The sequence below is a fragment of the uncultured Phocaeicola sp. genome (assembly GCF_948499155.1).
Taxonomy (GTDB): Bacteria; Bacteroidota; Bacteroidia; order Bacteroidales; family Bacteroidaceae; genus Phocaeicola; species Phocaeicola faecalis.
On record NZ_CAOOSE010000004.1, the window covers coordinates 178,950 to 201,120 of the forward strand.

General features: G+C 42.5%; 15 protein-coding genes. 4 read left to right on the top strand and 11 right to left on the bottom strand.

Annotated features, from left to right (window positions below; genetic code table 11):
- Positions 1-4: 4 nt before the first annotated feature.
- Positions 5-769, bottom strand: coding sequence for a M15 family metallopeptidase (locus tag QYT14_RS05380; protein ID WP_288324380.1), 765 nt, complete (start codon positions 767-769; stop codon positions 5-7).
- 121 nt (positions 770-890) lie between these two features.
- Here QYT14_RS05380 and QYT14_RS05385 point away from each other — a divergent pair, with 121 nt between their 5' ends.
- Entirely contained in the window at positions 891-1,514 is a 624-nt protein-coding gene (locus tag QYT14_RS05385) for an HAD family phosphatase (protein WP_237037849.1), read from the top strand.
- Here the strand turns inward: QYT14_RS05385 and QYT14_RS05390 are convergent, their stop codons facing one another.
- From QYT14_RS05390 to lon, 3 genes are read right to left on the bottom strand one after another with little or no spacing between them, the layout of a single operon-like run.
- A complete protein-coding gene (locus QYT14_RS05390; RefSeq protein ID WP_237037848.1) occupies positions 1,515-2,684 on the bottom strand; it encodes an LptF/LptG family permease in 1,170 nt (389 codons plus the stop codon).
- 10 nt (positions 2,685-2,694) lie between these two features.
- Positions 2,695-3,825 (bottom strand): tRNA guanosine(34) transglycosylase Tgt, encoded by a 1,131-nt coding sequence (tgt, locus tag QYT14_RS05395; RefSeq protein ID WP_237037847.1) that lies wholly within the window; start codon positions 3,823-3,825, stop codon positions 2,695-2,697.
- 2 nt (positions 3,826-3,827) lie between these two features.
- Entirely contained in the window at positions 3,828-6,308 is a 2,481-nt protein-coding gene (lon, locus tag QYT14_RS05400; RefSeq protein WP_288324381.1) for an endopeptidase La, read from the bottom strand.
- Positions 6,309-6,495: 187 nt separating this feature from the next.
- Here lon and QYT14_RS05405 point away from each other — a divergent pair, with 187 nt between their 5' ends.
- The gene (locus QYT14_RS05405; protein WP_288324515.1) at positions 6,496-7,200 is read left to right on the top strand and encodes a tRNA1(Val) (adenine(37)-N6)-methyltransferase; all 705 of its coding nucleotides are present in this window, start codon (positions 6,496-6,498) and stop codon (positions 7,198-7,200) included.
- Position 7,201: 1 nt separating this feature from the next.
- On the opposite strand, the gene QYT14_RS05410 is transcribed toward QYT14_RS05405, so the two are convergent.
- Complete coding sequence (locus QYT14_RS05410; RefSeq protein ID WP_237037845.1) at positions 7,202-8,236, bottom strand: diacylglycerol kinase family protein; 1,035 nt, start codon at positions 8,234-8,236, stop codon at positions 7,202-7,204.
- 247 nt (positions 8,237-8,483) lie between these two features.
- Between QYT14_RS05410 and QYT14_RS05415 the strand changes: the two genes are divergently transcribed.
- Positions 8,484-9,671, top strand: coding sequence for an aminotransferase class I/II-fold pyridoxal phosphate-dependent enzyme (locus tag QYT14_RS05415; protein ID WP_237037844.1), 1,188 nt, complete (start codon positions 8,484-8,486; stop codon positions 9,669-9,671).
- 314 nt (positions 9,672-9,985) lie between these two features.
- Positions 9,986-10,873, top strand: a complete 888-nt coding sequence (locus QYT14_RS05420; protein ID WP_237037843.1) for a DMT family transporter — start codon at positions 9,986-9,988, stop codon at positions 10,871-10,873.
- A 19-nt stretch (positions 10,874-10,892) separates the two neighbouring features.
- On the opposite strand, the gene QYT14_RS05425 is transcribed toward QYT14_RS05420, so the two are convergent.
- The 6 genes from QYT14_RS05425 to QYT14_RS05450 all read right to left on the bottom strand — a co-directional run bounded on the left by QYT14_RS05425 (position 10,893) and on the right by QYT14_RS05450 (position 22,168).
- Positions 10,893-13,235, bottom strand: coding sequence for an ABC transporter permease (locus tag QYT14_RS05425; protein ID WP_288324382.1), 2,343 nt, complete (start codon positions 13,233-13,235; stop codon positions 10,893-10,895).
- A complete protein-coding gene (locus QYT14_RS05430) occupies positions 13,232-14,320 on the bottom strand; it encodes a hypothetical protein (RefSeq protein WP_288324383.1) in 1,089 nt (362 codons plus the stop codon). Before QYT14_RS05430 ends, QYT14_RS05425 begins: the two co-directional genes overlap by 4 nt.
- 111 nt (positions 14,321-14,431) lie before the next feature.
- On the bottom strand, positions 14,432-15,106 hold the full coding sequence (locus QYT14_RS05435) for an ABC transporter ATP-binding protein (protein WP_237037840.1): 675 nt from the start codon (positions 15,104-15,106) through the stop codon (positions 14,432-14,434).
- 28 nt (positions 15,107-15,134) lie between these two features.
- Positions 15,135-17,345, bottom strand: a complete 2,211-nt coding sequence (locus QYT14_RS05440; protein WP_288324384.1) for an ABC transporter permease — start codon at positions 17,343-17,345, stop codon at positions 15,135-15,137.
- A gap of 158 nt (positions 17,346-17,503) precedes the next feature.
- The gene (locus tag QYT14_RS05445; RefSeq protein ID WP_288324385.1) at positions 17,504-19,792 is read right to left on the bottom strand and encodes an ABC transporter permease; all 2,289 of its coding nucleotides are present in this window, start codon (positions 19,790-19,792) and stop codon (positions 17,504-17,506) included.
- A gap of 15 nt (positions 19,793-19,807) precedes the next feature.
- Positions 19,808-22,168, bottom strand: coding sequence for an ABC transporter permease (locus tag QYT14_RS05450; protein ID WP_288324386.1), 2,361 nt, complete (start codon positions 22,166-22,168; stop codon positions 19,808-19,810).
- Positions 22,169-22,171 lie beyond the last annotated feature (3 nt).

The window sequence follows — 22,171 nt, forward strand, 5'->3', positions numbered from 1 at the left end:
ATTACTAACGTACTTTTTCGAAGTGCTGGTAGTCTTTCAGGCTCTTCCAAGCACCTCCCCAAATGAAACCGTGTTTAATGAATTCCTTATAGCATAAATCGTTCTTGTCTATTTTGTAGGGAAAGGACAGGCCTCTGTCTGCATATTTCTTCCCTTTCTCGGGAGATATGATGACCTTTCCGTTCTTGTCGGTTCTGACATAAGGATTATAAAGCGGGTTGATATCTATTGCCAGCCCTTTGCTGTGATTGGACAGTTTCCGGGTGCCCGGCACAACACGGAAATTGAAGCAAGAGGAATTGTTGGCTTGCATGGACCGATTGTCTTCTGCGTCATATTCATCAATTAATACCATTCGTTCAATGGGGTATCGGGCTTTATACAAGGCTCGGAATATTTCGATTAAATCATCGCTTATGGCTTTATTGCAGACTAATTCACCAAGGCATATTTCTCCTTTCAGGTTATAATGGAGCACCTTCAGATAACGTAATTCTTCCTTCGGTATGGTGCAGTTTGTTTTATAGGACTTTCCATAGATTCTTTTGAAGAGGGCGTCGTCAATCTTCTGTATCTTAAAACAATTGGCTGTTCCAAACTGTGCTATACTCTTCTGACTGACCGTTTCTCCGGCTTTCCATATTCTTAATATCGTTTGTTCCTTATCGTTTTGCTCTCCTTGGGAGAATAGGCAGACGGATGAGGAAGGGCTGGATATAAAGGTTAAGAGGCAAAACAGGCTTCGGGTGAGTAGGTTTCTTATTTTCATTTGTTTTTGCTTTAAGGATGGATATTCTGTTTGGTAGGTAAAAATAGTGCTTTTTTATTGATTTACATCATTCTCTATTCTTTTTCAAATGCTTATCTTTGCAATAATTAATTAAAAAGGTATGAGACAGATAAAGAATATTGTGTTTGATTTTGGCGGGGTTATTATTGATATTGACCGTGACCGTGCAGTGAAGAAGTTTATTGAAATAGGAGTGAGGGATGCGGATAATCTGCTTGACAAGTATCACCAGAAAGGTATCTTTTTGGAAGTGGAGGACGGACGTATCGATGCTGAGTCTTTTCGACTGAAACTGAGTGAGAGTTGTGGCAAGGAACTGACATACAAAGAGGTGGAATTAGGATGGAGAGGATTTATTACTGCTGTGGAACAGTATAAATTGGACTATTTGAATACCCTTCGTCAACGTAAATACAATGTTTATATATTGAGCAATACCAATCCATATATTATGGGATGGGCGCGTAGCAAGGAATTTACACCTGCAGGCCGTCCGCTGGACGATTATGTGGATAAGATATATGCTTCTTATGAAGTGAAATGTGTAAAGCCCAATCGGGGAATCTTTGAATATATGGTAAGGGATGCTGCGCTGAATCCTTCTGAAACTGTTTTTGTGGATGACGGTGCTTCGAATATAGCCGTAGGCAAAGAACTTGGCTTTGTCACGTTGCAACCCGCGAATGGTGAAGACTGGCGTGAAAAACTGGAAAAGCTCCTATAATTATTTAGGAGCTTTTCTGTATAAGTAGATTGCTATTAGTGTATAGAGTATATTAGGTATCCATACTGCCACAATCGGGGGAGTATTTCCATTGATGGCAAAAGTTGCGGAAACCGTTTGGAATAGAATGTAAGAAAAGCTTAAGGCCAAACCTACACCCAAATTCAGTCCCATTCCTCCTTTAACCTTACGGGATGATAGTGAAACACCGATGGTAGTCAGAATAAAGGCGGCAAAAGACATGGCGATACGTTGGTAGTATTCAATTTCAAACTCTTTGATATTGGCAAAACCACGTTTCTTTTGCTTGTCAATATAGCTCTTCAGGGCAGGACTGGTCATTGTCTGCTGCTGATTTTTCATAATAAGGAAGTCTTGCGGCTCCATTTTTATGATACTGTCCATCCGGTCGCCTTTACTGATTTTTTCACGCATACCGTCCATTTCCCGAATCATGTAGTTCTTGATAATCCATTTGTGTACACTGGCTGTATCATAGGTGATGCTCCGTGCAGTGAGATGGGATACCAATTTTTTATCCTTAAATTTGTCTAAAGAGAAACGGTAGCCTGTCTTGTTATAATTTTCATAGCGTTCAATGTAAGCAATTACACCACTGTCGACTTCCATCTGCACATTGCGTACATACTCCACCTTCTTTTTCTTTTTATAGCGGTCTTCAAAGTCGAGTCGTGTCACATTTCCTTTGGGGATGACGTATGCACCCAGTCCATAAGCTACTACAGAGATAATGGCTGCTGAAATCATATACGGCCGCATCATTCGCTTGAAACTCATTCCTGTAGAGAACATGGCAATGATTTCTGAATTCTCCGCCAGTTTGGAAGTAAAGAAGATAACGGCAATAAAGACAAAAAGCGGGCTGAGCAGATTGGAGAAATAAGGAATAAAGTTCATGTAATAATCAAAGACGATAGCTTTCAGCGGTGCCTTATTATTGATAAACCTGTCGATATTCTCGTTCACGTCAAACACTACTGCAATGGAAATAATCAATGCAATGGCAAAGAAGTAGGTCCCGAGAAACTTCTTGATGATATATACATCCAGCCTCTTGAGCCATCTGCTTTGCAAGTGTTTGTTGCCAGTCTGCGACTGCTCTTCATCTTTCGTGAATTTACCTGTGCTCTTCTTGAACCAATTCTTCATTTTCTATAAATTATAATCTTGTGGATAAGCGCTTTACCATCATTGGTTTCCATGTAGAGAAGTCACCGGCAATGATATGCTTGCGTGCTTCACCTGCCAGCCACAGATAGAATGCCAAATTGTGGATGGAAGCAATTTGCATGGCCAGCAACTCTTGTGCATGGAATAAGTGGCGCAGATAAGCACGGCTATACATGGTATCTACATACGATGCGCCGTCGGCCTCGATGGGCGAATAATCGTCTTCCCATTTCTTATTACGCATATTCATGATTCCGTCCTTGGTAAAAAGCATTCCGTTTCGTCCGTTACGGGTAGGCATCACGCAGTCAAACATATCCACACCGCGTTCTATTCCTTCCAATATATTTATTGGAGTACCGACTCCCATCAGATAGCGAGGCTTGTCTTTAGGCAGAATTTCGTTGACTACCTCAATCATCTCGTACATCTTTTCGGTCGGTTCACCCACTGCCAATCCTCCGATAGCATTGCCGTCAGCACCTTTTGATGCTATAAATTCCGCCGATTGCTTGCGGAGGTCGGGATATACACAACCCTGTACGATAGGGAACAATGACTGCTTATATCCGTATTTGGGTTCTGTTTCGTTGAAACGTTTCAAGCAGCGGTCCAGCCAGCGATGGGTGAGTTGCATCGATTTCTTTGCATACTCGTAATCGGCGGTGCCCGGAGTACATTCGTCAAAAGCCATCATAATATCCGCTCCGATGGTACGTTCGATATCCATTACCTTTTCAGGGGTGAACATGTGCTTGGAACCATCGATGTGTGAACGAAATTCCACACCTTCCTCGCGCATCTTGCGGATGCCCGACAAAGAGAACACCTGAAAGCCGCCACTGTCGGTCAGCATAGGGCGGTCGAAACCGTTAAACTTATGCAGGCCACCGGCACGTTCGATGATATCCAGCCCCGGCCGCAGATATAAATGGTACGTGTTTCCTAATATAATCTGTGCCTTAATATCGTCTTTCAACTCATGTAAATGCACGCCCTTTACTGTTCCCAACGTGCCTACCGGCATAAAAATAGGAGTTTCTATCTGTCCGTGGTCTGTGGTGATAATCCCGGCACGGGCATTAGATTTGGGGTCTGTATATTGTAAGTCAAAAGTCATATTTATTTCTTTTCTTCGTTTGTTTGATGAGTAGTATTAAAGTCTATGGCACCGTTTACTTTCTCGTCAGTCAAAGCAAGTTCCAATACTTCTTTAATGTCATTTACATAATGGAAAGTTACTCCTTCCAAGTATATCGCCTGTATTTCTTCGATATTCTTGCGGTTCTCTTCACATAAAATGATATCCTTGATGCCGGCACGCTTGGCTGCCAATATCTTTTCCTTGATACCGCCTACGGGCAATACCTTTCCGCGTAGCGTGATTTCTCCTGTCATGGCAAGATTGGCTTTCACCTTGCGCTGGGTAAGGGCGGAAGCTAATGAAGTGACCATGGTAATGCCGGCAGAAGGCCCGTCTTTGGGAATTGCTCCTTCGGGCACGTGGACGTGTATGTTCCAATTGTCGAAGATATCTTCCCTCAGGTTGAGTAGCTGTGTGTGAGCCTTGATATATTCCAAGGCCAGCATAGCGGACTCCTTCATCACGTCACCTAAGTTTCCGGTCAAGGTGAGTTTTCCGCCTTTCCCTTTGCTCAAACTGGTCTCTACGAATAAAATTTCTCCGCCTACGGCTGTCCATGCCAGTCCGGTTACTACACCTGCATAGTCATTGCCTTGATATTTGTCGCGACTGTATTCGGGAGTACCCAGGTATTCTCTTACGTCATCAGGCTTGATTTCATGCACCAGCTCGAAGCCGTCACGTGCAAACTGCAAGGCAATTTTGCGCATGATTTTGTTTATCTTTTTTTCGAGCTCGCGCACACCGCTTTCACGTGTGTAATTTTCGATGATATATTCCAAAGCCTGTTTGCTGAACTTTACATATCCTTTCTTTATGCCGTTGGCTTCCAGCTCTTTCGGTACGAGGTGACGGCGGGCGATTTCCACTTTTTCCTCTGTGATGTATCCGCTCACCTCAATCAACTCCATACGGTCGAGCAATGGAGAAGGGATTGTGCCGAGGTTGTTGGCAGTGGCAATAAACATGACTTTGGATAAATCATAGTCCACGTCCAGATAATTATCATGGAACGTGTTGTTTTGTTCAGGGTCAAGTACTTCCAGCATAGCCGAACTGGGATCTCCGCGATGGTCGCTGCCCAGTTTGTCTATCTCATCCAGAATAATCACCGGATTGGACGATTCGGCTTTAATCAAACTTTTGATGATACGGCCGGGCATAGCGCCGATGTAAGTTTTGCGGTGTCCTCTGATTTCAGCCTCATCATGTACGCCGCCTAATGACATACGCACATATTTACGTTTTAAGGCAGATGCGATAGAACGTCCTAAAGATGTTTTACCTACTCCCGGAGGGCCATAAAGACAAATGATAGGTGATTTCATATTGCCTCTCAACTTCAGCACAGCCAAATGTTCCAAGATACGTTCTTTCACCTTTTCCAATCCATAATGGTCTTTGTTCAAAGTCTTTTCTGCATTATTGATATTCAGGTTGTCTGTAGTGTATGACTCCCAAGGCAAGGCCAGCAATGTTTGCAAATAAGTGAGCTGCACATTAAAATCAGGAGATTGCGAGTTGATACGCTCCAGCTTGGACAGTTCTTTCTCAAAGAGTTCTGCCACTTCCTTTCCCCATCTCTTGGACTGGCCTTTCTGACGCAATTCATCAATCTCGTCTTCTTGTCCACCTCCCAATTCATCCTGAATATTCTTTATTTGCTGTTGCAGGAAGTATTCGCGTTGTTGGCGGTCGATATCCTCGCGGGTACGTATCTGGATGTTTTGTTTGATATTGGCCAACTGCACTTCGCGGTTCAATATCTGAATAAGGCGATACATACGCTCTTTCAATACGTCATATTTCAGCAATTCTATTTTTTCTTCAACAGCAAAAGGGAAGTTTGAACTGATAAAGTTAACCAGAATTTCCGGGTTGTCCAGATTCTTTATAGCAAATACCGTATCAGGACTGAGCTTTTCCGAAACGTCAATAAATTTGGCTGTCAAGTCTTTGCAGGTATCTATCAGGGCTTTGAATTCGTCGCTGTCCTGCTCTTCATAATTCTCGTGGATAGCTGTAACCGTTCCTTTTAAATAAGGGACAGCTCTGGTTATGTTGTCCAGATGGATTTTGGGACCATTGGACTGCATGATAACGGTGGTATTGCCGCCCGGCATTTCAAAAACACGGAGAATCTTTGCAATGACTCCCACATGGTATAGGTCGGCAAATCCCGGGTCATCCAAATCTCCTTGTATTTGGCAGATAACGGCTATGGGTTGTTTTTTCTTATAGGCAGCGTTGACCAGTCTCAACGTACTGGGACGTCCGATAGTTACAGGCATGACTACCGATGGAAACATGACCATATTGCGCAAAGGCATTATGGGAATCTCTTTTTCAAATTCGATTGCAGATATGTCTTCCAAATCGGTTTGGATTTCAGCCAGCATAGAGATGTCATCAGCATCTGTATTCATCAAAATATCCTCTGTCTTTTTTCTTTTAACCATAATTCTATCTTCCTAGTTCTGTTTTTTAATGTTGGACTATTGCCCAAAACGGGGACAAAGTTAATCATTCCTTGGCGAATAAGGAAAATTCGTGAGTACTAAATGAGTTTTTAAAATCAAATAATTCCTAATATTTGGCGTATTCGGACTGAATTGACTATTTTTGGCGAAAAATAATATGACTACTATGCCGAATCCTTATTTTTCATTCAAACAATTTACCGTTTATCATGACCGTTGTGCCATGAAAGTAGGCACGGATGGGGTGTTGTTGGGAGCATGGACAGAGGTGTCTGATGCACGCGATATTTTGGATGTCGGCACCGGGACAGGGCTGATATCCCTGATGCTCGCCCAGCGCAGTGAAGCGCATATTATGGCTGTCGACATAGATGAAGATGCTGTGAAGCAGGCCGAAGAGAATGTAAAGAACTCGCCGTGGCCCGATAGGATAGAGGTGGAGCACCATGATATTTGCCATTTTGATTCAGATATCCGATATGATGTAATCGTGTCAAATCCTCCTTATTTTGTCAATTCGCTGAAATGTCCTGACGGACAAAGAAACATGGCCCGTCACACAGTCGGTTTAAATTTTGAATCGCTGATAAATAGTTGTGGAAGATTACTTTCTTCATCAGGGCGTTTCTCTGTCATTATTCCGACAGACGGTATGGATGAGTTTATGAAAATCGCCTCAGAGGAAGGGTTGTATTTGTCTCGCCGTACATGGATAAAAACCAAGCCGGATGCCACCCCCAAGCGGGTATTGATGGAATTTAAGAAGCAACCGGCAACATGTGTGGAGGGTTGTTTGGTTGTGGAGCTTTCCCGCCATATATATAGTGAGGAATATATAGCGCTGACCAAAGAATTCTATTTGAAAATGTAACCTATTTTTTGGATAACCGTCTGAGTAAATGGCGGTTCAATACAAAAAGGTGATTGTACTTCTGTTTAATCATCTCTTCATGTTTAGGCTTCAAACCGCTAAAATACTCTGCTATCTGTTGCAGGAGGCTAAAAGGTTCCTCCTCTTTTTTTTTATTGGAGATTATCACATTCAGCCCATGAGGAATAAGTTCCACTTCGATATCTTTACCTCCCATCACTGGGTCACCGTCATAGTGCATTACCCCTTCTTTGGTGCGGTGTATCTTTATTTTTTTTGCACGCATGGTTTTAATGCGGCTGTTTTGGTCAATCGTTTTATTGAATAACTGGAAGGACAAGGACGGCACATCAAGCACGGTGAAAGGTTCCAAGATGGTGACATCCATCAGTCCGTCGGTCAAGGAAGCCTGAGGAGCAATATAGGCATTGTTGCCATACTGCGATGCATTGGCGCAAGCAATCAGGAATGCTTTATATTTGATTGTTCCCTCTTCATTCTCTATTTCATAGGTTTCGGGTTCGTACGTCAGACTTTCGTGTAAGGTATTCTCCAGATAGGTCAATAAGCCTCTTTTACCTGAATCGGCAAATTTCAGACTCACAAAAGCATCAAACCCTACACCGCATGTGCAGAAAAACGGCATATTGTTTATCTTTCCGTAGTCCACACAAGTACATTCGCCGGTATTCAGCAAGTCAATAGCTGCTTTGGCGTCCATCGGAATACGTAAATGGCGTGCCAATCCATTGCCCGAACCGCAAGGAATGATACCTAGTGCCGTGTTTGTGTGTACCAGCGAACGACCGATTTCGTTAATCGTACCATCGCCGCCTATGGCCACTACGATGTCTACATTCTCTTTGGCAGCCGTCGCCGCAATTTCGACGGCATGACCGGCGTATTGCGTTTTTACAATAGAATAATCAAAAAGCGCACGGTCTATGCGCTCGTCAATCCATTTCAATATGGCCTTCTTCCCCTGCGTCCCTGAGATGGGATTTACAACAAATACAATTCTTTTTTTTGCGGTCATACTTCTTTAGGTCGTTTAGCTTTCAAATAAGATGCAAAAGTAATACATTTTAGTTATAACCATCGAAAATCATAAAAGTTTTGATGTTACTAAATATTTTTTTTGAAAAAGAGAACAATGCTTTGCAGAAATTACTATCTTTGCAGCCTGTTTTGACGGGAACTCCCTAAAAGCAGAATGTATTAGTGAGTTTATATACATTTATTTTAATGTAAACCGATGAGGTTTACGCCACATATAATAAAATATGGGATTATTACAAGACAAGTTAAGTAAATTCAGATTGCCTCAGTTATACATGGAGCAGGGTGTTTATCCTTATTTCCGTGAGATAGACAGCCATCAGGATACGGAAGTTATCATGGACGGAAAAAAAGTCCTGATGTTTGGCTCTAACTCTTATATGGGGCTGACTTACGATGAAAGAATTATTGAAGCAGCAATTGCTGCAACCCGTAAATATGGTACAGGTTGTGCAGGTTCACGCTTCTTGAATGGTACACTCGACCTTCATGTTCAGTTAGAAAAAGAATTGGCAGAATTCGTAGGTAAGGATGATGCGTTGGTTTATTCCACCGGTTTTACGGTAAACGAAGGTGTGGTTTCATGCCTGACAGACCGTAATGACTATATCATCTGCGATGACCGCGACCATGCTTCTATCGTAGACGGACGTCGTCTTTCTTTTTCTACTCAGTTAAAGTACAAGCACAATGATATGGAAGCTCTTGAAAAAGAACTTCAGAAGTGCAAGCCCGAATCAGTGAAACTGATTGTGGTTGACGGAGTATTCTCTATGGAAGGAGACTTGGCAAATTTGCCCGAAATTGTCCGCCTGAAAGAAAAATACAATGCCAGCATCATGGTAGACGAAGCTCACGGTTTGGGAGTATTCGGACATCAGGGACGCGGGGTATGCGACCACTTCGGCTTGACCGACCAGGTAGATGTAATTATGGGTACTTTCTCTAAGTCACTTGCTTCCATCGGTGGTTTTGTGGCAGCAGACAAAGATACTATCAATTGGTTGCGTCATAATTCACGTTCTTATATTTTCTCTGCAAGTAACACTCCGGCTGCAACCGCTGCCGCACGTGAAGCACTTCACATCTTGAAGACAGAACCCGAACGCAAGGCAAACTTGTGGACGATTACCAATTATGCATTAGACCGTTTCCGTCAGGCTGGTTTTGAAATCGGTGATACAGAGAGTCCTATCATCCCGCTTTATGTGCGCGATACCGATAAGACATTCGAGGTGACCAAATTGGCGTTTGATGAAGGTATCTTTATCAATCCGGTTATCCCTCCTGCATGTGCACCTCAAGATACATTGGTTCGTGTTGCTTTGATGGCTACCCATACCAAAGAGCAGGTTGACTATGCAGTAGACAAACTGACTCAATGCTTTAAGAAATTAGGCATATTGAAATAAAAGAATTTGTTTCAACGGTGCGGCTTGACAATCTTTTGTTGAGCCGCATCTGTTTTTTTAGAAGATGTCCGGTTCGGTTATCTCTAAAGGGCATCGGCCAGTACAATTCACACGTATATACGCATGAGCCGATACGTACGTCCGCATAAGCCGATACGTACGTCCGCATAGGTCCACACGTACGTCCGCATAAGCCCACACGTATATATGTCATTGTGTCAGGGTCCATCTGAGTGAATATTTACGCTCACGGACTTTTGTGCATGAGCTGTTTTTCGTATCTTTGTGTCTGTTTCTAGATAGACAGTGACAGAATGAATCAGTTAAAAGGAATTATATATGCAGCAGTGTCGTCGGCTACTTTCGGGCTGGCGCCTTTTTTTTCTATTAGTTTATTAGCTATCGGCTTTTCTTCTTTTGAGGTGCTGACTTACCGTTGGGGAGTAGCTACAGTAGTATTGGTATTGTTCGGATTGCTTTCGGGATGTAACTTCCGGTTGGGCACTAAGGACTTTATGACCGTTTTCGTATTGAGCCTGTTTAGGGCGATAACCTCATTCAGTCTGGTCATTGCTTATCAGAATATAGCAAGCGGAGTGGCATCTATTATCCACTTCATGTATCCCTTGGCCGTGGCTATTGTCATGATTACTTTTTATGGAGAAAAGAAGTCCGTCGTTACATTTACTGCCATATTGCTTTCATTGATAGGAGCCTCATTATTGTCATCGGGTGATATTGAGTTTAGTGGAGGAGATACCGGGGTAGGGTTGATAGCCGCTTGTGTCTCTGTATTTTCGTATGCGGGCTATATCATAGGAGTAAGGAAAAGCCGTGCGGTACATATTGATTCCACAGCCTTAACTTGCTATGTGATGGGACTGGGGGCTTTGTTTTTCTTTCTGGGAGGTCTTTGTCGGGAAGGTGGTATTCGCTTGGAAACCGATGGGATTGCCTGGCTTTATATACTAGGATTGGCACTTCCGGCGACAGCCATATCAAATATCACACTAGTGAAGGCCATAAAACTGGCCGGCCCTACGCTTACTTCTCTTTTGGGAGCATTGGAACCGCTGACGGCAGTACTGATAGGTGTGTTTGTATTTAAAGAATTATTTACCGTTTATAGTGCGATGGGTGTTACACTGGTGGTTGCTTCCGTGTCTCTTGTGGTCTTTCAGGAGAAACGGAAGCAGGCCTGATGTAACACCCATAGATGCATCATTCGGTTTTGAGGCTTTCGACAGGGTTGCTGCGGGCAGCGCGATAACTGTGTATGGTCACCGTAATGCCTGTGATAACCATAACTAGAATAAGCGGGAAGATAAAACTCCACCACGTAGCGGAAGTCCGGTAGGCAAACTGTTCCAACCAATGCTCCATAAGCCACCACACGAGGGGAATGGCGATGGCGTATGCTATCAAAATCTGCCATAGAAAAGAACGGTTCAACGCCCACACTATCTGTCGGTTTAAGGCACCATGCACTTTGCGGATGGCTATTTCACGGGTGCGGTGACGGACTGCATACCATGAGATACCGAACAGCCCGAAGCAGGTAAGCACCAGTGCTATGAGTGAGTAGCTTATCAGAATTTTTGACAGAGTTATAATCATCTTGTTCCGTTGCATAAACTTTTGGTGCATGTCTGTATACTGAAACTCTCTTCCGTCGCACATTTTCTCCCATAGCTTATTTATTTGTGCCAGCGTTTCCCGGCGTGTTTCAGGATGTAGTCTGGCCTGTATAAACATGCCGTATCTGGTCAGGTTACTTTCGGGTACAAAAGATATTGTTTGTCCTGCAATTTCTTCTTTCAGCGAATTGAAAGGGAAACTTTCTATGATACCGGCCAATACGCTCAGGCTATCGGCAAATGCGTCAAATTCACGGAGGTTATGTCCTATTTTTGAAGCATCAATGTTCAATATGTGGGCATAGCTCTCGTTGATAAATACCGGATGGGAGTATTCCTGATATGCTTTAGCCGGTGACACACCCGCCAGTTGGCGTATGTGCATGGTTGAAAGGAATGTTGTGTCCGTTGGAATTTGTATTATATAATAATGTTTCACGCTGCCATCCGGCTGTTGTATGGGAAGTTCGCGCATCCACGCATTCAGTACAGAGCTTCTGGATAAAGATATTGATTCTATTCCGTTGATTTTTTTCAGTTCCTTATAGAAGGGGCTTTTCCCATTTAGTTCGATGGTATTTTCATAGAGGTGGGCACGAGACTTCAACAAATCCATTTGGGCTTGTGCCATTGTTGTGGCGTAAACTAATCCGATGGAAAAGATGAACTGCAAGGTGACTAGTATCCATATCTGTTGTTGCTTTTTTCTTCCGGTGTAATTGTGGCTGTACTCACTCAAGGTTTGGCGGGAAAGTTTCCGGCTGATATATAATCCGGGTATCACTGCCATGGCAGAAACAAATGCTAAAAGCAATGGCAAGACCTGCCAGCTGAAGAAGAAGGAAAGGGACAGATGCGCCGACAGTAATTCATTGAACCACGGTAGTAAGTCATTGATAAGTAACAAGGAAAACAGAAATGCCAATAATACGGTGAGCGTTGCATCGTAGAATAACTGTTTGCGGATTTCTTTCAGTTGAGCTCCCATCAGTTTCTCGATATGTATCATTTTTATCTGTTGCAGGGTGCGTGACAGGCTCAGGTTGGTATAGTTGAAACAGGCGATGGCAAGTACCAGCAGAGCTGATATCAGGCCGATGTAGAGTAAAGGTACATCGCTTTGCTGGAAATAGGACAGCTCTTGTTGCCTGCTGTTTTTGTTGGTATTAAAATACAGGCTTTTGAGAGCATCTACGTAATACTGTGTGTTTCCGGAAGTGAGAGTCGGTATTTTATCCTCTCTTATTTTCTCTTGTAAGAGCGATGCGGAAGCACCGGGGTGTAGCTTTAGAAGAGTTGGGCCTCCCCAAAACTCTCCTGTTATGCCGGTTAACAAGTCGAAATGCAGGAATGATTGTGGGCGTTCTTTCAGAATAGCACCTACTTCATATTTTTGTATCTCACCATTCGCGTCAATAATCTCAATCATTTCTCCTATGCCGCTATGACCGTGAAATAGTTTACGGGCAAAGGTCTCGCTGATGGCTATTTTGTCCGGGGTTGTCAATACTGTGCTAAGATTGCCTTCCAAAGCGGTGTAATGAAAAAACTTATTTAATGTAGAGTCTGCACATATAAATAACGGGTGTTCATATTTTATTTCATTGTATTTACAGACATTCGCATTCATTCCGTTCAGACGGAGTATATCTGTTATTTCTGCATACTTTTCCTTTATCTGTTCGGCAGTGTTCGCATCGACGTAGGATACCTTTACACCTTCTTCCATCGGAGAGTCTTGCCGCAGTGCGAAGATGAGCTGCCGGTCGGGTGTCTGCTGTTCGATGTTATACTCGTGAATAAAGAAAGTGACAAGCAGGTTGGTACATCCGAGCCCCACTGTCAGGCTGATGAGAGAGATGAGAATAAACAGTTTATTTCTCCACCAACTGCGGAAGATGATTTTAAATGTGGCAATGGTGTTCATTTCTTTTTATCTTTTAGGTTCAGAACATTTAAGATTAAATCATTGGAGGCTTTTCTTGTCTGTAGTTCCTCCGGCAAAAAGTAGATGCTGTCCAATTCAGTAGAGTTGATTTGCAGAATGTCACGGCAATCTTTGCTCATGAAGAAAGGATATTTGCCTATCCAGCAGGTGGCACCCCGTTTCTCGGGATTGATATGACCGAAGTTATAAGGAATTTCTATAGGTTGAAAGCTTTTGGTGATAAATCCGGCCTCAGTGCATCTATAATGTTTTCCTTTCACGACTACTGAGGTACGATATCGGGGAATCCAGTATTCATCTGTTTCATCTAAAGAAAGCAAGCGCATTTTAAAATCGCTTTTTGATGCTTTCTTCATGTGGCAGTCATACATGGGAATCAGTCCTTGAGGAGTAACGAGGAACAAAGTGTCATTATTTATGTATTTATAATAGGTGCCTCTTTTGCTGTGTCCGATGATGGAGAGGGGAGCATCCAGTGTGTCAGTGTAAATCTCTGTTTTCTTATTGGGGCTGCGCAGCGGAATTTGTTTCCGGTTCTCGTAGTCTATGTGGTATATTTCAGGCTGTGGGTATGTCATGGTGGTGAGCAAAAGATGACCACCGTTGCCGATGACGGCCAGCCGTTCGTTCTTTGAATGGTTTTTCAAGGAGAATGTGGAAAGTCTGTTGCCAATAGTGTCATAGCAAACAATCTGTTTATGGTCTAAAGCATAGATTCGTTGCCGGATAGTGTCTATATCAAATGAACGGAAAGAGGTGGGGACAGAGTCGAATATATGCAGTCTCTTTCCGGTTTTATGGTGATGGACATATAGTCGTCCGTCTGCCAGGCTATAGATACGGTCATGATGACGAGTTAATTCTCGGACAGCCTCACGAGAAGATAAATTTGCAGTACCTTCCAGATAGTAAGTCTGATAATCTTTAAAATACCTTGGGGATGTATCAAATGCCTCTATATCATAATCTGTCAGAGCGCCTAATTGCATATCGGGCAATGGATTCTGATTTTTACAACTGATAAAACAGATTCCGAGCAATATTAATAGATAATATTTTTTCATAGGCTGATAATTTAACTGTCAGGAGTTTCTTTTTAGATACAGAATTACACGGAAATATGAATACTCTTTTATTCCGTGATTTCCGTGCTATCTGTACCTTAAAGACACAACTTAGATTTTTACTTCATTGACCACCTGTCCGTCAAACAGGTTGATTGTTCTTCCCGCATAACCTGAATCATGCTGGGAGTGGGTTACCATGACGATGGTTGTTCCTTCCTTGTTCAGTTCTGTCAGAAGCTCCATAACCTCTTTACCGTTTTTTGAATCCAAGTTACCGGTAGGCTCATCGGCAAGAATCAATTTAGGATTTGCCACTACTGCGCGGGCAATGGCTACACGCTGTTGCTGACCTCCGGAGAGTTGTTGTGGGAAATGTTTTACACGGTGGGCGATAGCCATACGGTTCATGGCTTCTTCTACTCTTTGTTTGCGTTCGGAAGCCGGAATACCCATGTAAAGCAGGGGTAGCTCAATATTTTCGTAAACGTTTAATTCGTCTATCAGGTTGAAACTTTGAAAAACGAAACCGATGACACCTTTGCGGAGGTTGGTACGTTGTGCTTCGGTAAATTTAGACACATCTGTGCCGTTCAGGTAATATTCGCCTCCCGAGGGGTTGTCCAATAATCCGAGAATATTCAATAAGGTAGATTTGCCACAACCTGAAGGGCCCATAATGGCTACGAATTCACCTTCTTTAATTTCCAGACTGACATTATTCAGTGCCCATGTTTCAACTTCTTCTGTCTTGAAGATTTTTTGTAAGTTTACTGTCTTAATCATAATTGTTCTATTTTTAAATGTTATTATATCATTCGTTTTTGATAATCTCTGCCGGATTGATGCGGGCTATCCTATAAATGCGCCAACTGATGGTCAGTATGATTACCATAGCGGCAACAAACATTGGGATACTCCATAACATCGGATGTCCATAGTCGAACTTTATCATACTGTCTGCCATAATCATCAGAAAGAGACAGATTGGTATGGCCAATATCATTGCTATCAGATAAAGTGTCACATAGCTTTTGCCAAACAACCAATAGATATCGCTGATGTGGGCTCCATTCACTTTTCGGATAGCTACTTCTTTTTGTCGGCGCTCCGTATCTATCTGTATAGAGTGATAGATTCCCAGAATGGTAATGAGTAGTGATATGATGGCGCAGACGATGAAAAGATTTCGCAAGACATTCAATTCTCCTACTTGTTCATCGTAAAGCGTTGTTGCTTCATACGTGGCATTTGCCGGGTAATAAGTATTTATTTTTTTCTTTATCTCCTGCAGGGCTTGCTTGCGGTTTGCCCCTTGCTTCAGTTGCAGGATGATTTTGTCGGGTTCGTGTTTATTCTCAAACGGCAGCACTGTTAAATAAGAAGTTCCATATTTGGGTTGAGGGAATATATGGCATTGTCCCTTGATGGGGTATTCCAATTCCTTTCTGAACCGGATGGTTTGAAAGCTACTGTCACTTCTTATTTCAGTATCAATGGTGGGTGTGATATAAGCGAACTTTTCTCCCGGTTTATGGTATTTCTCTATTTTCATTTGGTCTAGGAATTCTTCTGTCACTTGATTGACTATGACATACTCTTTCTTTATATTCATAGTGTTAAAGCAGAATAAAGATAGTGATTCGCACCAACTTTTAGAGCGGAAATAGTCACAGACTTCTGTTAATTCTTTATTTAACTTATTATCATACGAATAGGTGGGAATGATAATAAGGTTCTGTTTTTCTTCATCTGTCAGTAGGGGGGTGGTGCTGTTGGAGTAACTTTGCATTTGGAAATATATTCCTGCAATCCCGAAAAGGAAAAGGAACGAAAAGAAAAACTGCAATCCTAACGAGATATTACGTAATAGATGTTTTCCTTTTCCGGCTCTTCCGCTTAGTCCTTTGCGGTGCATGTGGCGGATGATTCTGGTGACAGAGATATAGCATAAAAGGAATGAGGTTCCCCAAATGAGAACGGTATATTTTATTTCGCTTATTAACAGGAAAGGAATGTCGATTTCCAGTTCCCGGCGGATATTATAGCTCAGACTGTCGATGAAAGCAGGCAGCAGGCTTTCAGACAAGGCAAGCGTAAGTATGCAACTTAACGTCAGGATGATGAATTGCTCAATGAATAACAATCCAAAGATGTTGCTGCTTTTTCCTCCCAGGCATTGTCTGAGAGCCAATTCGTGTGAGCGGTTGACAAAAGAGCTGATGCTGAATGAGAAATAATTAGTCAATGCAACAATCAGGATAATCAGTCCGATGATACTGATATACAGTTCCAGGCCTGACGTTTGAGGCAGCTGGCTCATCAAATAGCATTGGGGGGTGGTCTGGTATCCCTCCCAATCAAGTAATGCCAGACGTTTGTTTATGATTTCTATATCCGAAGGCTTCCCAAGTAGCAGGACTTTATCGCCGTATGATTCGGAGGATGGGATGAACAAATCATAGGAAGTGATATAGTTGTTCATTCCTGCCGGATAAGATTCTATGATGGCCCCTATGGTATAAGTTGTTTTATTGAGTGTGACGGAGGAACCGATAGTAGTACCGGCATCGGCGTATCTCCGGATGAAGTTTTTGGTTACGACAATGATTTCCGGTCGTTTATCGAACTCTTCCAGACTTCCTTCAATGAGTTTTGGAGGAAAAACCAGAAAATAGTCATGGTTACAGAAAGTGGCAGATATACGGTAGACAGCATCCGATTGTGTTTTAAAGTTTGTGGTTCCATTAGTGAAAAATGCCATGCCTAGTATCTCTTCGTTCCCCAATTCTTTTATTTTGTCAAGACTAAATCCCATGTACATGTTGGGATTGTTTTTGCCCCGAATGACTGCCATACGTTCGTAAGTGTCCAAGAGTTTATTACCTCGGCTCATAATGGTGCTATAATAATGGCAGATGCTGAAACACAACAGCCCTGCTGTGATGCAAAGCACAGATATGATGCTCCGTCCTTTCTGTTTTGTCATGTTACGGAAGGTAACAGTCAAGAGGTGTTTAATCATAAAGCGGTTTTTAAGTGTTTGTTCTTTTATGATAATATACAATAACTATGCCTGAGAGTTATTTGCTTGATAATGAATGATATAATAGGCCTGTCTGTATATGTCCATCGTGCGTTTTTGCACTATTCGCGTGCGATAGCGCACGATGGACGCTTCTATTATTCCTTTTTTACGATATTGGCCGGGTTCAGATGCATTATCTCATATATTTTGTAAACCGTTACTAAGAATATCAGCAGGGCGATGGCAAGGAATAGCAATGCTCCTTTATCCCAACTGTAAATATCCCCGAAAGTAGTTTCTGATGTCAACTCCATCAGAGTCAGTCTAAGTATGGGATAGACACTACAGAAGGTGAGAATATAAATAATTAAGTAAGTCTTGGCAAACAACAGGGCGATGACGTTAGGGGTAGCTCCGTTTATTTTCCGGATGGCGACTTCTTTCTGTCGGCTGACCGTATCCATAGAGATGGCGGAATAAATACTGAGCACCACCAGCAGCAGACTGACGACAGCCAATAACATGAACACACTTCGCATCAGATTCACAGTGCCCATAACGGTTTGTTTGGAGTCACTGAAATTGCGGATATCCAGTGGTAATGTAGCAGGAACATAGCGGCGGCAGACTTCCGTTATCGCTTTGATTACGTTTGAGGTAGCGTCGGAGCCGGAGGTCTTGAAGTAATAAGAGGAAGGATAGGGGTTTACTAAAAACACGGAACCGGACAGATTTCTTTGCCCGCCTTCCTTATATAATGCACGAAAAGTACCGGCTATGCGATATTCATTGCCGCTCAGTGTGACGCTGCCTTCTATGCTGTCCTTTTGTAATTGTTCCTTAAACTGTTCGCTGACGTATACTGTTCCCTGCTCATTCCTGTCCACTAACTTTCCTTCCATCGGAATCTTGAAGAATTCGAAATAGTGCGGATCTCCGGTAGTCATGAGTACTTGTCCCTGAGGACGCCCGTTTTTGATGTAATTCATATAGGTGAATGATTGGATGTCGAAGGAGCGTGAAAGGGATATCCGGTCTGTGACATCAGGCAGACGGCTGATGTCTGAAAGGATGGCGTCCATGTTCTGCCGCATACGGATACTGTTCACCGACAGGGATACAATTTGTTGTTCTTCCTCGGAAGATAATGGGCTGTACATTTTATCGAACATTTGGTTAAAGATGAGTGTGATTCCGAACACGCCGCCTACAAAGAAAATGGAGATAGCCAGCTGTACACTTATCATGATGTTGCGGAATACGTGCCGTTCCCGCTTTTGCACGATATAGTGAATGATGCTCAATTGTCGCAACCGGTAAATGGGGTACATTATGACGGACATACATACCAGTAGCAATACGATGTACAGGCCCAGTTGCATGCCGTATATCTTTGGCATAGGCAAGGGAATCATGTCTTCTTGGGGGATATAAGTATACGCCAGAGACACCACTACCTCTGTTACGACCAATGAGAGGAGGAAGGCAGCGGACATCATCCAGAATATTTCGGCAAAGAGCAGGGAGAATAGTCCCTTGATATCTGATCCGAGGCATTTGCGTAGAGCCAGTTCACGTTGCCGGTTATAAAACATCTGGATAATGAATTTCAGGAAATTGATAAGTCCCGACAGCAGGATAAGTGAACCGACAAAGCGGAAAAGCAGCATGGCGATGCTTCTTTGCAAATCATCGTTGCGTGCCGATGTCAGGCTGGCGTATGCATGTACATTCCACTCCCCATGCCGCCAGGTTATTTTTTCTAGTTGCTTGTTCAAGGTTTCCAGCGTGGTTTCTCCTGTAAGGAAAGTGCCGACACTGAATGAAGCATATGGGTCCATGGATAAGGGAAAGTAGCAATCGGTGTCTTGGCTGGTTACTACACCGACAATCTTGTAATCCCTTATCTGTTCGGGATATTCTTTATAGGTCGGTACAAGGTGGATAATCATGCCTGTCGGGTCTTCTTTTCCAAACGCTTTGTGGGCGAATTCCTGAGAGATAATGACTTCATCGGGGGCATCGAGTCTACTTTTTCCACTGACCGGACGAATGGCATTATAGGGGAAGAAGGAGGATGAGACACATTGGTACTTGATGAGGAAAGGCAGTTCCTGCTGGTTTTTGTCGATGACTGTGATTTCGGTATCGCGAGAGTAGGAAGCTGTTACAAGGCTGTCCATGCCTGTTATGGATTGCTCATCCAAATAACGGATGTCATCCCATTTCCAATAGATATCGGCTGCGGTATCTTCCGAACAGCAGACCAGTCTGATGCGATGCTCATAATCCGGCAGATCTGTCTGCGCGGTTACGGCATCAATAAAATAATTCATCAGGCTGAAACAGGTGATACCTATTGCCAGACAGATAACCGATATAAAGCTGTGAACTTTATATTTCAGCAGATTTCTTAATGCTACCTTTAAATAATGTATTGTCATTGTTGTGCTTGTTTTTTATTCGTTTTTAATTACTTCAGCAGGATTCTCATTGGCTGCTGTCCATACACGCCAACTTATTCCTGTTATTATTATCAATGCCAGTCCGATAAAAATAAGGACGAAGGACAATGGATTGATATTGACCTGACGGACATAATTTTCTATCCAATGCTTGATGATAATGTAGGTTATGGGGAACGCAAAAAGTGCGGAAAGACAAAGCATCCCTAAGTATTCGCGGAAAAATAATAATAGAATACTCCATACCGTTGCACCATTGACTTTACGTATGGCTATTTCTTTGCGTCGTTGTTCACAAGTGAGAGTCACCAATGAGTAAATGCCGAACATGGCGGTAAGCACACATATTATAGACGCGAAACTGAGTAAACGCGCCAGCATATCTTCAGAACGGAGGTAATTGTTGTATACTTCTTGCTCGCTGCCCATATATAAGTCTTTGTCTGTAGGACACTCCGTTTGATAAATTGTTTCGAGTGCCTGCCGACATTGGTTCCAAGTTCCTTCTTTATACTTAAATAAAATACCGGCACTTCGTTCCATCAATCCCATTTGTTCGCCTACTACAAAACCAGTGTTGGGAATAGGCAGAGTAGGTGCCACATAATGACAGTCTTTCACTACGCCTACAATGGTATAAGTTATATAGGATTTAATATGTTTGCCGATAGCTTCCTGAGGACTCCAGCCCATTTTGCGTGCCAATGATTCATTGATAATGATATCCTCGAAGGTCGAGAAGTCATTAAGCCATTTGCCTGCAAGCAAGTTGATGTCATAAAAACGGAAAAACTCTTCTTTACCTAAGTATATATTGACGGGTATAGGTCTTTCAAGTGGCGTATCCAGTCCTTCCCAATTATTCCACTGGGCAATTGCTACCCACTTTAAAAGTATGGGACAATAATCGGGTTGCATAATTTCGGTGACCATGGGCAGGTTTTTTATCTTTTTATATATTGCTGTGTAATCTATGTCCCCGGAAATGGAAAAACTTCCTATGTTGTGGAAATTCATACCCAAATCGCGTTGGCGCAGATAATTCAATTGCCGATTGATCTGTACCGTGCATCCGATAAAAGATAAGCAAACAAATAGTTGTAATACGATACTTCCTTTACGCAATAAAGAACCCGCCTTCCTTCCGGCATTATGTTGTAATGAGCGATGTAGTGAACGATGATATAATACATACAAAAGTCCAATGATGGCTGTCAGAATGATAAAAGAGACGAGGCAGATAAAGAGAAATGCTTCTCCATATAAGGCAACTTTCGGTGCATCTATTCCTGTTAGTTCGATAAAAGACGACAGGAATATTTCTATCAGTAGAAACCCGGTGGTGACAGCACATATCAAGAGAAGCAGAAATTCTACTGTAAGCAAGGAAACAAGTGAATGTATATTGGCCCCATGTATCATTCGCAGAGCCATTTCGCGTTGGCGTACTCTCATGCGATTGACGAATAATGTAAGATAATTGATTAATGCACACGCAATAATCAGAATACCTGCTATGGAGAAATAGATAATGTAATCAAAGGTGATACCCGCTTTTTTATCGTTACGGAAATCTTTGGCATAATGCAATTGCGAAAGTGGAGTAAGAATAATCCGTTCGATACCGGTCTTTCTCGTAGACGTGACTTGTTGTAATTCAGGAGGCAAATTGGTATTAATCTTGGCTTCCAATTCTTGAATATTGGTGTTCGGCTTTACTTTAATCAACATATTCCAATTAATATACCACCAAGTCCTGCCTATTTCCGGATTGCCTATCAGCTCGAAAGGAAAACAAGTATGCGTGTGCTCTGCACGGACAACGGCACAAATATTCTTTGCACGTGTTGACATTTTCACTTTTTTCCCCAATGGATTCTCGTTGCCGAACCATTTCTTTGCAGCTTCCTCGGTGATAGCTATTTCGGCATTGTCTGTCGGTAGCATGAAGTTGCGATTACCTTTTATGATTTGTATATTCATCAAGCTCATCCATGCGCTGTCTGCTGATGAGAATGAAATATCCTGATATTGATTATTTATGGCCACTTTTGTTGGAGCGACATGAAAAGGTGCTGCAATTTCTATTTCGGGGAAATGTTCTGTCAAGTAGTCACCGAGTGCATAAGGCACGCGTGGCGATATTTTCCCTTCTGCATATTCGTCATTTGTACGTACCATATAAATACGGTCTGCATCTTTCCGAAAATTATCATAAGTCGTTTCATAGTGTATCCAGTAAAGTGATAATGCAAAGCATCCAAAGCCTACAGCCAATCCTAGAATACTGACTATTGTCTGAACTTTATATTTCAGCAGATTTCTTAATGCTACCTTTAAATAATGTATTGTCATTGT

Coding starts and splice junctions, on each gene's coding strand:
- QYT14_RS05430 (WP_288324383.1), bottom strand. CDS start 14,320: ATGAAAAAATATTATCTATTAATATTGCTCGGAATCTGTTTTATCAGT.
- QYT14_RS05415 (WP_237037844.1), top strand. CDS start 8,484: ATGGGATTATTACAAGACAAGTTAAGTAAATTCAGATTGCCTCAGTTA.
- QYT14_RS05445 (WP_288324385.1), bottom strand. CDS start 19,792: ATGACAATACATTATTTAAAGGTAGCATTAAGAAATCTGCTGAAATAT.
- QYT14_RS05425 (WP_288324382.1), bottom strand. CDS start 13,235: ATGAACACCATTGCCACATTTAAAATCATCTTCCGCAGTTGGTGGAGA.
- QYT14_RS05435 (WP_237037840.1), bottom strand. CDS start 15,106: ATGATTAAGACAGTAAACTTACAAAAAATCTTCAAGACAGAAGAAGTT.
- QYT14_RS05405 (WP_288324515.1), top strand. CDS start 6,496: ATGCCGAATCCTTATTTTTCATTCAAACAATTTACCGTTTATCATGAC.
- QYT14_RS05385 (WP_237037849.1), top strand. CDS start 891: ATGAGACAGATAAAGAATATTGTGTTTGATTTTGGCGGGGTTATTATT.
- QYT14_RS05410 (WP_237037845.1), bottom strand. CDS start 8,236: ATGACCGCAAAAAAAAGAATTGTATTTGTTGTAAATCCCATCTCAGGG.
- QYT14_RS05420 (WP_237037843.1), top strand. CDS start 9,986: ATGAATCAGTTAAAAGGAATTATATATGCAGCAGTGTCGTCGGCTACT.
- QYT14_RS05440 (WP_288324384.1), bottom strand. CDS start 17,345: ATGATTAAACACCTCTTGACTGTTACCTTCCGTAACATGACAAAACAG.
- QYT14_RS05390 (WP_237037848.1), bottom strand. CDS start 2,684: ATGAAGAATTGGTTCAAGAAGAGCACAGGTAAATTCACGAAAGATGAA.
- QYT14_RS05380 (WP_288324380.1), bottom strand. CDS start 769: ATGAAAATAAGAAACCTACTCACCCGAAGCCTGTTTTGCCTCTTAACC.
- tgt (WP_237037847.1), bottom strand. CDS start 3,825: ATGACTTTTGACTTACAATATACAGACCCCAAATCTAATGCCCGTGCC.
- lon (WP_288324381.1), bottom strand. CDS start 6,308: ATGGTTAAAAGAAAAAAGACAGAGGATATTTTGATGAATACAGATGCT.
- QYT14_RS05450 (WP_288324386.1), bottom strand. CDS start 22,168: ATGACAATACATTATTTAAAGGTAGCATTAAGAAATCTGCTGAAATAT.